Raw genomic sequence first — 12,784 nt, 5'->3', positions numbered from 1 at the left:
AAATGACAAGTAATGTAAATGACATGTTAGCAGTTGCTGTGAGAGCTGCTGATAGTAAACGAGCTGAAGATTTAGTCGCATTAGATATTCATGAAATGAGTATTATTACGGATGATTACTTAATTTTAAGTGCACCTACAGAACGTCAAGTCGTCGCAATTACTGATGAAATTATTGATAAAATGTCAGAAGCTGGTTTTGATTTGATTCGTCAAGAGGGGCGCAGCGAAGGAAAGTGGGTACTATTAGATTTTGGTGATCTAATTGTGCACGTCTTTAAAACAGAAACTCGTGAATTTTATCGTTTAGAAAAGAATTGGCAATCTGCACCAGAAGTTGCGATTGATCAATGGCTTATTAAGGAAAATTTCTAATGAACTACCAAACTTTTGCAAAATTGTATGATGATTTATTTGATGAAACGGCGTATGCTGATTGGCAAAATTATGCACAAAAACATATCCGAACCAAAGAAGGTAAATTGTTGGAGTTGGCAGGTGGTGCGGGTCGTCTTGCTATTTTATTAAAACAAAATGGCTTTAAGGATGTGACTGTTTTTGATTTATCACCAGAAATGTTGAAGTTAGCTGCCGAACATGCTGAAGCTGCGCAAGTTGATTTACCTTTGATTCAGGGGGATATGCGCGAGTGGTCAGATTTAAAACAAAAATACGCAACGATTACATCATTTGCGGATTCGTTTAATTATTTAGCAAATACTCAAGAAGTATTAGCAACATTTAAGCAAGTAGCTGCTCATCTGCAATCGAATGGTCAATTTTTATTTGATGTCATCACGCCTTGGCAAACAGATGTCTATTATCCAGGTTTTATGTACAATTGGCATGATGATGAATCTGCTTTTATGTGGTCTTCATATGGTGTTGAGGGGATGCCACATACAGTGGAGCATGAATTAACATTCTTTGTTTATAATGAAAAGATAGATGGCTATCAGCAAATGCAAGAAATCCACACGGAACGTTCTTATGATTTAGCAACTTACCAACGTTTATTACAAAAAGCCGGTTTTAAGGACATTCAAGTATCGGCTGATTTTGGTAGAAGTGAAGTTGCAGATGATACTGATCGGTGGTTCTTTAGTGCAGTGAAATCATAAGTAAGGAAGTCGGTCTATGACAGCAGTCGGGATTATTGCAGAATATAATCCATTTCATAATGGACATGCGTACCATTTGGCACAAGCGAAAAAAATTACAGGTGCTGAGACGGCGGTTGTTGTGATGTCTGGTAATTTTGTTCAACGTGGCCTCCCCGCAATTTTTGATAAGTGGCAACGAGCCTCATTAGCATTGGCAGGTGGTGCAGATGTGATTTATGAATTACCATTTGCATTTGCAGTGCAACCAGCACACTTATTTGCACGAGGTGCAGTTCAGATTTTGCATGCAGCTGGTGTCAAGAAAATAGTGTTTGGCGCAGAACATGCGCAGTTAGACTTTATGTTTTTAGCGAAAACAGCCCAAAAAATATTGACAACTAATCCAGCATTTAAGGCGGATTATACGCAAACTTATGCGACTACCTTTAACGAAGTATTAAAGCAAGCGACGGGTAAACAGTTATCTGAGCCCAATGATCTATTAGGATTTGCTTATGCGACAGCTGTTTTAGAGCTTGGTTATGAAGATACCATGACATTGGTACCAATTCAACGAGTAGGCGCTAAGTATCACCAAGCTGAAATTACGGATACACATATTGCGAGTGCAACTGCCTTACGAAAATTAATGCAACAGCGTGCCACAACTACGGCCTATCAAGCTTATGGCTCATCTGAAATGGCTAGGTTATTAAGCCAAGGATCGCAAATTCAAGATTGGGCAACTGCGTGGTACCCTTTATTAAAATATAAAGTATTAACATCAACTATTGAGGAATTAGAACAAATTTATCAACTATCGGATGGCTTGGCATACCGACTGAAAGGGCAACTGACGAGACATACACGAGATGACTATCAGACGTTTATGACTAGATTTAAGAGTAAACGTTACACGTGGTCACGCATACAACGAACGGCTCTATATACATTATTGAATGTTCACCATACGGAAATGATGCAAGCGTTAGAGCGACCTTATCTACGATTATTAGGTGCAACCAAACAAGGTCGGCTATTTATTAAACAACATCGTGAACAAACAACGTTACCAGTCATTAATAAGGTGACACAAGAAGAAATCGAGGGCCGATTACAATTAGATTATCGTGCTGGTAAATTATACGAGTTGATGACCAAACAGCCAATGACACAAGTAATGGATACGGGACGTATCCCCAAATTTTTTGACTGAGAAAGGAATTAGGAATGAAGTGGCAATTTTCAGAATTACAAACTTATAAAGATGAACCATTACAATTTAACGAAACAGTGACTTTAGCGAATGACTTAGTGAATAAATTTGATGATGTCATCAAGCAAGTAACACCATTGACTGTGGCTGGTTTTGCACAAAATGATGATGATGATGTCTTTATTCATGCACATGTTACTGGTGAACTGGTGACACCTTCAACACGATCGTTAACACCGGTAACAGTACCAATTGCATTGGACATTGATGAAACTTACATTCAAGACAAGCAACATGAAGCACGTTATACGGATGAACAGTCAGTGATTTTAATCACTGATGGTATGATTAACTTTGATGAAGCTTTGTTAGAATATGTTGTTTTATCCATCCCATTACAAGTTTTAACTGAAGAAGAAGCAACAAATGATACAATGCCAACGGGACAAGATTGGTCTGTTATCTCTGAAGACACATACGAAAATCAAAAACAAGCAACAAAACAACAAAATACACCTTTGTCAGGTTTAGCTGATTTATTGAAAGATGATGAAAAATAAATCTTGGTAATTGTTTGTTATAAGGATTAGAAACAGGCCAGAGCAACTTGCGTTCTGGTCTTGTTTATTAAAGAAAGGGTGATTGTCGCATGGCTAAATCAAAAACGACACCAATGATGGCGCAATATAACGAGATAAAAGCTCAATATCCAGATGCTTTTTTATTCTATCGTTTAGGTGATTTTTATGAACTATTTAATGATGATGCCATTGTCGGTTCACAAATTCTAGAATTAACATTAACGCAACGTAATAAAAATTCTGCTGAGCCAATCCCAATGGCAGGTGTCCCCCACCATGCTGCACAAAATTATATTGATATCTTAGTTGATAAAGGGTACAAAGTAGCAGTCGTTGAACAAATGGAAAATCCCGCAGAAGCAGAGGGAATGGTAAAACGTGAAGTTGTCCAACTTGTGACACCAGGAACGCGTATGAAAACGTCTGCAGATGCGGCTAAAGAAAATAATTATTTAGTTGGTTTAGCTACTACTTCATCAAATCTATACGGACTAGCTTATACAGACCTATCAACAGGTGAAATCAAAGCTACTAGTCTGAATGGTGTGAATGGTATTTTAAATGAAATCAGTCGTTTGGAAACAAAAGAAATTGTGACGGCAAGTGAGTTGCCTAATGATTTACGTGCTAATTTAACGACTTTAGGTATATTGATTTCTAAGGTTGATCCTCAGGCAGATAGCCATGCTGAAATAACATTTTTGACTCAGAAACTTGCAGATGAAACGGCTAAAAATGCGGCTACTACTTTATTAAACTATCTTTTTGATACACAAAAGCGCTCACTTGATCATTTACAACAAGCCACTGCGTATGAGGTTGCCCAATATTTAAAAATGGATCGACATTCACGAGCTAATTTAGAATTAACGGTTAATTTACGGACACAACAACGGTCGGGCACGTTACTTTGGCTATTGGATGAAACAAAAACAGCAATGGGTGGTCGGGCTTTAAAACAATGGTTAGAACAACCATTGTTAGATGCTGATTTATTAACGCAACGTTATGATAAGATTGGTGAACTAATTAAAGATTTCTTTGGCCGTTCTGCCTTACAAGAAACACTACAATCTGTGTACGATTTAGAGCGCTTGGCTGGTCGGGTGGCTTACGGTACGGCAAATGGTCGAGATTTATTACAATTACGTAATTCTTTGCGTCAAGTGCCTGATATTTTAGTTATTTTAGCAGACCTTGATCCTGCTATTTTTGGTAGTTTGCATGCACAAATTGATCCAGTGACAGATATTGAAACACTCATTAGTGAATCAATTATGGATGAACCACCTATTTCAGTAACGGATGGGGGTGTTATTCGTACCGGATATGATGAACAACTGGACCAGTATCGTGATGTTATGACAAATGGTAAAACTTGGTTGGCGGAATTAGAAGCGCACGAACGTGAAGTAACAGGTATTAATTCATTAAAAATAGGGTTCAATAAAGTCTTTGGTTACTATATTGAAGTCACAAAATCAAATATTCCCAAATTAGATCCAGATCGCTATACACGTAAGCAAACTTTGGTTAATGCTGAGCGCTTTATCACGCCAGAATTAAAAGAACGTGAACAGATGATTTTAGAAGCTGAGACGAAATCAAGTGAATTAGAGTATCAATTATTTACAAAAGTGCGTCAAATCATTAAAGATAATATTCAACGCATTCAAACATTAGCAGCTAATCTGGCACAATTAGATGTTTTACAATCGTTAGCAACAGTTGCAGAAAAATATCATTTTATTCGGCCAACTTTAACTAAAGAACATACAATTGATATTGTGGGTGGCCGTCATCCCGTGGTCGAAAAAGTACTGGGACATCAGTCATATGTGGCAAATGATGTTACGATGAGTCCAGATGATATGATTTTACTGATTACGGGTCCAAATATGTCGGGTAAATCAACATATATGCGTCAATTGGCGCTAATCGTTGTCATGGCACAAATCGGATCATATGTTCCTGCTGATACAGCGACACTGCCCATATTTGATCAAATATTTACAAGAATTGGTGCTGCTGATGATTTGATATCTGGTAATTCAACGTTTATGGTTGAAATGGCGGAGGCAAATACAGCTTTACAAAACGCAACACAAAATTCGTTGATCTTATTTGATGAACTAGGCCGTGGTACAGCAACCTATGATGGTATGGCACTTGCACAAGCGATTATTGAATATGTCCACCAACATACAAAAGCAAAGACGCTATTTTCAACGCATTATCATGAGTTGACAGCATTAGCAGATGAATTGACTGGTTTACGTAATGTTCATGTTGGCGCTACTGAGAAAGATGGTGAATTAATTTTTTCACATAAAGTATTGTCAGGTCCAGCAGATCAAAGTTACGGTATCAATGTTGCAAAATTAGCTGGCTTACCAGAAGATTTGATCAAACGAGCGGCATATATCTTAACAAATTTAGAGTCACAGGATGTGTCATTGAAAACCGCACCGATGCAAAAAATCGCAATGAATGACACGACAGATTCTGTCACACCAACCGATGTTGTTGGCGAATCAGCATTAGATACGGTCAAATCTAAGCCAACGGATGCGCAATTGGATTTGTTTACTTTACCGGATCCAGTGAATCCAGAAGCACAACAAGTTGTTGATGAATTGAAAAATATTAATGTGGCTACGATGACACCATTAGAAGCATTAATGAAACTGAATGAATGGCAACAAACGATACAATAGTTGGGGGAGCGCTATGACTGAAATTCATGAATTATCAGATATTCTCGCTAATCAAATTGCAGCTGGTGAGGTTATTGAACGACCAGGATCTGTCGTAAAAGAGTTGGTCGAGAACGCATTGGATGCGCATGCCACCCAAATTGATGTGTTGGTTGAAGAAGCTGGTGTAAAATCTATTCGCGTGATTGATAATGGTGAGGGTATTCCAACAGAACAAGTGACACGTGCTTTTCTACGACATGCCACTTCTAAAATTAATTCACGACAAGATTTATTTCGTGTTCGCTCTTTAGGTTTTCGTGGTGAGGCTTTACCATCGATTGCCTCAGTTGCTGACGTTGTCTTACAAACAGCAACTGCTGATGCAAGTCAAGGAGCAAAAGTGCATTATCGAGGAGGAAAATTACTTGAAGACACTGGCACTGATGCACGACAGGGAACTGATATTACCGTTACTGATTTGTTTTTTAATACACCGGCACGTTTAAAATATTTAAAATCGCAAGCAACGGAATTATCACAAATTGTTGATGTCATTAATCGATTAGCCATGAGTTATCCTAATGTTGCTTTCCATTTAGTTCATAATGATAAAGAATTGCTACAAACAGCTGGAAATGGTAACTTACAGCAAGTTATTGCGAGTGTTTATGGTGTGCAACAAGCAAGAAAAATGTTGGCAGTTACAGGTCATGATAACGATTTCGATATTAATGGGTTTATTTCATTACCAGAATTGACACGGGCAAATCGGTCATATATTTCAATTCTCATTAATGGTCGTTTTGTTAAAAATTATAATTTAAGTAAAGCCATTGTTAAAGGATATGGTTCAAAATTGATGGTGGGACGGTTTCCAATTGCTATTTTGCAAATTAAAATGGATCCATTGTTAGTTGATGTGAATGTGCATCCTCAAAAACATGAGGTACGGTTATCAAAAGAAACACAGTTGATGGCTTTGATTGAAGAATTAATTGTACAACGCTTTACAAATGAAAATTTAATTCCAGATGCTTATGATAATTATATGAAAAGCAAAGCGGTATCTGATGTCGCCCCAGAACAGGATAATGAGCAGTTCATGGCACAATTACAAGAGGTATCAATGTCATTTCCAAGGCAGTCAATCACTTCAGAAAGTCATGAACTAACGTCAGCGGCAAGCATTGATCCTAAGCAGGATGAACAGGCAATTGACCCAGTGATCGTTACCAAAGCGTCTGAATTATCTGATGTAGCTGTACAACGATTTGTGGCCAAGTATACGTCTGAAACCGATCAACAACCATTTACTGAAATTGCCACACCAGTTGCTGCAGAAGAGGTTTCTTTATCATTGTCAGAAACATCACCTGTCATTGATACGCATCAAGATAAGCCATTTCCAGACTTACAATACATTGGTCAAATGCATGGGACTTTTCTATTTGCACAGACACAAGATGGGTTTTATATTGTTGATCAACATGCTGCCCAGGAAAGAATCAAATATGAATATTACCGTGAAGAAATTGGCAAAGTTGGTTTAGAAAGTCAGAAACTACTTGTACCAATCGTATTAACTTATCCTAAAATTGATATTTTAAAAATCCAAGCTCATGAAGATGAACTTAATCAAGTTGGCTTACATCTAGAATCATTTGGTGATGATGCTGTCATTGTTAGAGAACATCCGGGTTGGTTTGAAAAGGGACAAGAAGAGGAAACAATTCGTGAAATGGTTGATTGGCTATTACGTGATGGTCAAATTACAACGAAAGACTTTCGTGAGAAAACAGCGATCATGATGTCGTGTAAACGATCAATTAAGGCTAATTGGTCATTAAATGACTATGAAGCACGAGGATTACTTGAACAATTATCACATGCTCATAATCCATATAATTGCCCTCATGGACGACCAGTATTAGTTTCTTTCACAAATGTTGATATGGAAAAAATGTTTAAACGCATACAGGATTCGCATGAATCATGGGTTGAGTATGATAATCACCCATTTTAATGAAATAATTGAGGGGAATAAAAAATGCAAGCCAGAGTTTTTTTTGCGACGATTACCGGAAACAATGAAGATGTTGCAGATGTTATTGTCAATACTTTCAGAAATGAGGGTGTTGATGTGATTAAGGAAGATATCCAATTAATTGATCCACAAGATATATCTGCTTATGAGACTGATATTATTGTGGTCGTCCCATATACCTTTGATAAGGGATCGTTACCAGATGAAGCATTAGATTTTTATGAAGACTTAGTTGATACTGATTTAAGTGGCATTGTGTATGGGGTTTCTGGCTCAGGCGATGATTTTTATGGTGATGATTTTGCCGTTGCAATTGATAAATTTGAACAACAATTTGAAAAAACAGGCGCTATTAAAGGTGCATCAGGTGTTAAAGTTAATTTGAGCCCTGATCAAGAGGCAACAAAAGATTTACAAAGTTTTACAAAACAATTAATCGTCACTGCACAGGCACTTAAAAAATAAAAAACTTTCATTTTTGATGTTTTCGGGTATAATAAAAGGCGAATATAAAAACGTTGAAGAAAACACGTCGTTTAACAAGTTATGTTATAAGAGAGCCAATGGTGGTGGAAATTGGTAGCATAGGTTAAGTGGTACTATTTCTGAGTGTGCTGTGATTAAATAGCAACGTTTCCCGCGTTAAGGGATCAGAGTTTAACAGTATGGCTGTTATAAATTCGGGTGGTACCGCGTATAAGCGCCCCGTTATTAGAGTTATTCTAATGACGGGGCGCTTTTTGTTTCAAACTTGACGAGTTAATCAACGATGAATTAAAAGGAGAAATAATTATGGCAGATATACAAATAACATTTCCAGATGGTGCACAAAAAGATTTTCCAGCTCATGTGACACCATTGGCAATTGCAAAAAGTATTTCATCATCATTGGCTAAGAAGGCTGTTTCTGGTAAATTAAATGGTCATTATGTTGGTATGAACGATGAAATCAGTGAGAGTGGTAATTTTGAATTAATTACAAAAGATGATGCAGAAGGACTGAAGTTATTACGTCACTCTGTATCTCACTTGTTAGCACAAGCTTTGAATCGTTTATATCCAGATCAAATTCATTATGGGGTTGGTCCGGCAATTGATAACGGGTTCTACTATGATACTGATAAGGTCGAAGGTAACCAAATTTCAGTTGATCAATTCCCAGAAATTGAAAAGATGATGAAGCGTATTGTCAAGGAAAACTTACCAATTGTTTCACGCGAAATTAGTCGCGAAGAAGCATTAGATATGTTTAAAAATGATCCATATAAGATTGAATTGATTAATGATTTACCAGCTGATGAACGCATTTCAATTGCTGTACAAGGTGAACATGTGGAGTTAGATCGCGGTGGTTTGGTGCCATCAACTGGTTGGATAAAGTATTTCAAGTTAACATCTGTTGCGGGTGCTTACTGGCGTGGTAAGTCATCAAATCCAATGTTACAACGTATTTATGGAACAGCGTTTTGGAATGCTGAAGATTTAGATGCTGAAATGACTCGCCGTGCTGAAGCCAAAGAACGTGATCACCGTAAAATTGGGGCAGATCAAGACCTCTTCTTTACTTCACAAGAAGTGGGCTCAGGGTTGGCCGTTTGGATGCCTAATGGTGCTGCAATTCGTCGTACATTAGAACGTTATATTGTCGACCGCGAAGTGCAAGATGGTTACCAACACGTTTATACACCAGTTTTATCAAATCTAAACTTATATAAGCAATCTGGTCACTGGGATCATTATCGTGACGATATGTTCCCACCAATGGATATGGGAGATGGTGAATTCCTAGAACTTCGTCCGATGAACTGTCCATCACACATTATGGTATACAAGCATCATCAACGATCATATCGTGATTTGCCATTCCGTGTAGCAGAACTTGGTATGATGCACCGCTATGAGAAATCAGGAGCATTAACTGGTCTGTCACGTGTCCGTGAAATGACGTTGAATGATGGTCACACATTTGTGATGCTTGATCAAATTGAAGATGAGTTTAAAAAGATTCTACAATTAATGGTAGATGTCTATAAAGACTTTGACATCACTGATTATCGTTTCCGGTTATCATATCGTGATCCTAAAAATACTGAAAAGTACTTTGATGATGACGAAATGTGGGAAAAAGCCCAACGTATGTTGAAAGGGGCCATGGATGACATGGGCTTAACGTACTTTGAAGCTGAAGGAGAAGCCGCTTTCTATGGTCCAAAATTAGATGTGCAGATTAAGACAGCATTGGGGGGAGAAGAGACCTTATCAACGATTCAACTTGATTTCTTACTTCCTGAGCGATTTGATGTGACATATGTTGGAGCAGATGGTGAATTACACCGACCAGTGATGATTCACCGTGGTATCATTTCTACGATGGAGCGTTTCACAGCATACTTAACTGAAATGTACAAGGGTGCTTTCCCAACATGGTTGGCACCACATCAAGTACGAATTATCCCAGTTAACCGAGAAGCTCATGGTGAATTTGCCCAAAAGTTGTCAGATCGTTTGGTAAAGCAAGGTGTTCGTGCAGAATATGATGGTCGCAATGAAAAGTTAGGTTATTTGATTCGTAATGCACAATCACTAAAGATACCGTATACATTAGTGATTGGAGATGAAGAAGTCTCAAATGATACGGTCACGATTCGCCGTTTTGGTTCACGTGATACACGCGTGAAATCAGTCGATCAATTTGAGCAAGATTTGTTAGCTGATATTGCAAATCATTCAAGAGCCTTGGATACCTTAGAAAAAGCTGTCAAAGGTGAATAATCATTAGTTAGTTGTCAGTCATTAAGGGCCGTGAATCTAACCATTTTTAATTTGGTAGCTTCACGGCCTTTAAATGTGTGCTAAAAGTTAGCGACTGATTAAAGCAACGACTAGTGATATAATTGCCTTTATACGAGCGTTGGTCCAACTTTTTTAAAAGCAATTGTAAAAAAATTAACTTGTCTTTCCATTGCAAATGATAAAAGTTTGGTATATTATTGGTCTATACCAAAAAAACGAAAAATGGAGTGGCATCATGAAAATTATTGAAGTAGAAGATCAACAAGCTGGTGGTAAGGTCGGGTTTAATCTTTTTAAAGATGCATTGGCAGCTAACGCCACAGTATTTGGTTTAGCAACCGGGTCATCACCCATATCGATTTATCAAGAGTTGACAACGAGTGATATTGATTTTTCTGATAAAATTTCAATTAATTTAGATGAATATCAAGGTTTAGCTGGTACACATGAACAAAGTTACCGTTATTTTATGAATAAAAATTTATTTGATAAAAAGCCATTTAAGGAAAGCTATGTGCCAAATGGTTTGGCGGCAAATGTAACCGATGAACTTGAGCGTTATGATAATATCATCGCAGAACATCCAATTGATTTGCAATTACTTGGCTTGGGTCAAAATGGACATATTGGTTTTAACGAACCAGGCACATCTTTTGATAGTCAGACACATGTTGTTGACTTAACACCATCAACTATTGCTGCAAATGCACGTTTCTTTGACAATGAAGAGGAAGTACCTCGTCGTGCCATATCAATGGGCATTGGTAGCATTTTAAATGCTAAGCAAATTCTTTTAGTTGCATATGGTGAAAATAAAGCAGCAGCAGTTGCCGCAATGATTGAAGGACCAGTTACTGAAGATGTGCCAGCAAGTGCTTTACAAAAGCATGATGATGTTATTGTCATTATTGATCATGCGGCAGCAGCAAACTTGCAACATCGCGATCAAATTATTGCATTGTAATGTTATCAAAGTAAAAAGTTAAGCTATTGAGTAAACAATTTTAATTGAAAATAGTCGTCAATTTACCATATTTTTAAATTGGTGAATTGACGACTTTTATTATAGATTAAAAAATAATTGTCTGATGGTTATACGACTTGCTCTATAAATAATAGATATTTTTATAATTAATGATGGCTAGTGTAAAGACCCATGCATGTGCTAAACTTATATGTAAAGTTAAAGAAGAGGGTTAACCCATGAACATGACAGGAAATGATTTTATCAGTATGCTGACTGATGAAACTTATGAACAAAAAACATTTGAGGCAGCAGATCAAGCAACAATTAATTTGGATGATTTATTTACTTATGTTGAAACAGCTGCTAAACACAATCAAATTTTTAGTGCCACAATGGTAATTAATGAAGAGCAACCAATCACTTTACGATTAGAAACGAGCTTAATTAATTTACCATTACGATATACAAATGCGATTCGTAAAATTGTCATTAATGATCCTGAAGAAGAGGTGTCATTATATATGATTGTGGAGCACCCATTGGTGACCAAGTCGCATTTATTGATTAAAAAAGCAGCATCAGTGCAATCATTTTTGGATGATCCAACTTCTGTCGAAGAAAAGGTGACGGCTTTCTTCAATGAACAGATTAATATCATTAATGAGAACAAAGCAACCACATTGGAAATGGCTGAGAATGCTGATCAAGTAGTTGAATCCAAAGCAAACTAAGTGACAGTCTATTTGATAAAGAAAGGGTAAACGAATGAAACATAATGTTATCTCATCGCATAAGGTCATTGGGACAATTATTAGTATCGTTGTTTTTATCATTTTATTTAAATATTTCGCCATACAAATTGGTGATACAAAGGATAACGCCACATTAGCACCAGCATGGTTAGCTTTGACGACAACGATTTTTGGCCCGATATCTGGTGCAGTAACAGCATTTGTCGGTCATATGACAACAGATCTACTCACTAATAGTGGTACAGGTACAGTTTGGTGGACTTGGACAATTGCTGATGGTCTGTTTGGTTTATTTATTGGACTGATTACAAGACGTTTGGCAATTTTTATGGGTAAATTGACAACGCGTAAATTAATCCTATTTAATATTTGGCAATTTTTGGCTAATTTTGTTGTTTGGGTGATTATTGCGCCGCTGGGTGATTATTGGGTATATAATTTACCACTGGCTGCAGCCGTTAAAGAGGGATTGTTGATCATGGCTGTGAATACAATCATGATTGCAATCGTTGGATCATTGTTGTTAAGAGTTTATCAACATTATTTTATTGACTAGTACCAATATTTATGCATGTAAAGGGTACGGCATGACATCAGTAATACAATGAATATGAGGTGGATAGATCGTTA

General features: G+C 37.2%; 11 protein-coding genes and 1 other annotated feature. All 11 genes read left to right on the top strand.

What is annotated here, in order from left to right; genetic code table 11:
* Window positions 1-2 precede the first annotated feature (2 nt).
* Window positions 3-374, top strand: coding sequence for a ribosome silencing factor (gene rsfS, locus ACSKY2_RS04455; protein ID WP_489876914.1), 372 nt, complete (start codon window positions 3-5; stop codon window positions 372-374).
* The gene (locus tag ACSKY2_RS04450; RefSeq protein WP_489876913.1) at window positions 374-1,120 is read left to right on the top strand and encodes a class I SAM-dependent DNA methyltransferase; all 747 of its coding nucleotides are present in this window, start codon (window positions 374-376) and stop codon (window positions 1,118-1,120) included. Before rsfS ends, ACSKY2_RS04450 begins: the two co-directional genes overlap by 1 nt.
* Window positions 1,121-1,136: 16 nt before the next feature.
* The gene (locus ACSKY2_RS04445) at window positions 1,137-2,318 is read left to right on the top strand and encodes a nucleotidyltransferase (protein ID WP_489876912.1); all 1,182 of its coding nucleotides are present in this window, start codon (window positions 1,137-1,139) and stop codon (window positions 2,316-2,318) included.
* A 14-nt stretch (window positions 2,319-2,332) separates the two neighbouring features.
* Window positions 2,333-2,878, top strand: coding sequence for a YceD family protein (locus ACSKY2_RS04440; RefSeq protein WP_489840936.1), 546 nt, complete (start codon window positions 2,333-2,335; stop codon window positions 2,876-2,878).
* An 89-nt stretch (window positions 2,879-2,967) separates the two neighbouring features.
* Entirely contained in the window at window positions 2,968-5,616 is a 2,649-nt protein-coding gene (gene mutS, locus ACSKY2_RS04435; protein WP_489876911.1) for a DNA mismatch repair protein MutS, read from the top strand.
* Between the two features lie 13 nt (window positions 5,617-5,629).
* Complete coding sequence (mutL, locus tag ACSKY2_RS04430) at window positions 5,630-7,621, top strand: DNA mismatch repair endonuclease MutL (RefSeq protein ID WP_489876910.1); 1,992 nt, start codon at window positions 5,630-5,632, stop codon at window positions 7,619-7,621.
* A gap of 24 nt (window positions 7,622-7,645) precedes the next feature.
* Window positions 7,646-8,107, top strand: coding sequence for a flavodoxin (locus ACSKY2_RS04425; protein ID WP_489876909.1), 462 nt, complete (start codon window positions 7,646-7,648; stop codon window positions 8,105-8,107).
* Window positions 8,108-8,151: 44 nt separating this feature from the next.
* Window positions 8,152-8,353, top strand: a binding site (T-box leader).
* Window positions 8,354-8,434: 81 nt separating this feature from the next.
* Window positions 8,435-10,414: a threonine--tRNA ligase gene (gene thrS / locus ACSKY2_RS04420; protein WP_489876908.1), complete on the top strand. Its 1,980-nt coding sequence runs from the start codon at window positions 8,435-8,437 to the stop codon at window positions 10,412-10,414.
* A 256-nt stretch (window positions 10,415-10,670) separates the two neighbouring features.
* Entirely contained in the window at window positions 10,671-11,399 is a 729-nt protein-coding gene (nagB, locus tag ACSKY2_RS04415) for a glucosamine-6-phosphate deaminase (RefSeq protein ID WP_489876907.1), read from the top strand.
* Between the two features lie 239 nt (window positions 11,400-11,638).
* Window positions 11,639-12,133: a hypothetical protein gene (locus tag ACSKY2_RS04410; protein WP_489876906.1), complete on the top strand. Its 495-nt coding sequence runs from the start codon at window positions 11,639-11,641 to the stop codon at window positions 12,131-12,133.
* A gap of 34 nt (window positions 12,134-12,167) precedes the next feature.
* A complete protein-coding gene (locus ACSKY2_RS04405; RefSeq protein ID WP_489840943.1) occupies window positions 12,168-12,710 on the top strand; it encodes an ECF-type riboflavin transporter substrate-binding protein in 543 nt (180 codons plus the stop codon).
* The last annotated feature ends 74 nt before the right edge of the window (window positions 12,711-12,784 follow it).

It is taken from the genome of Weissella sp. ESL1156 (assembly GCF_058505625.1).
The sequence above is the reverse complement of the archived record's forward strand: the minus strand, read 5'-3'. Positions and strand labels throughout refer to the sequence as shown.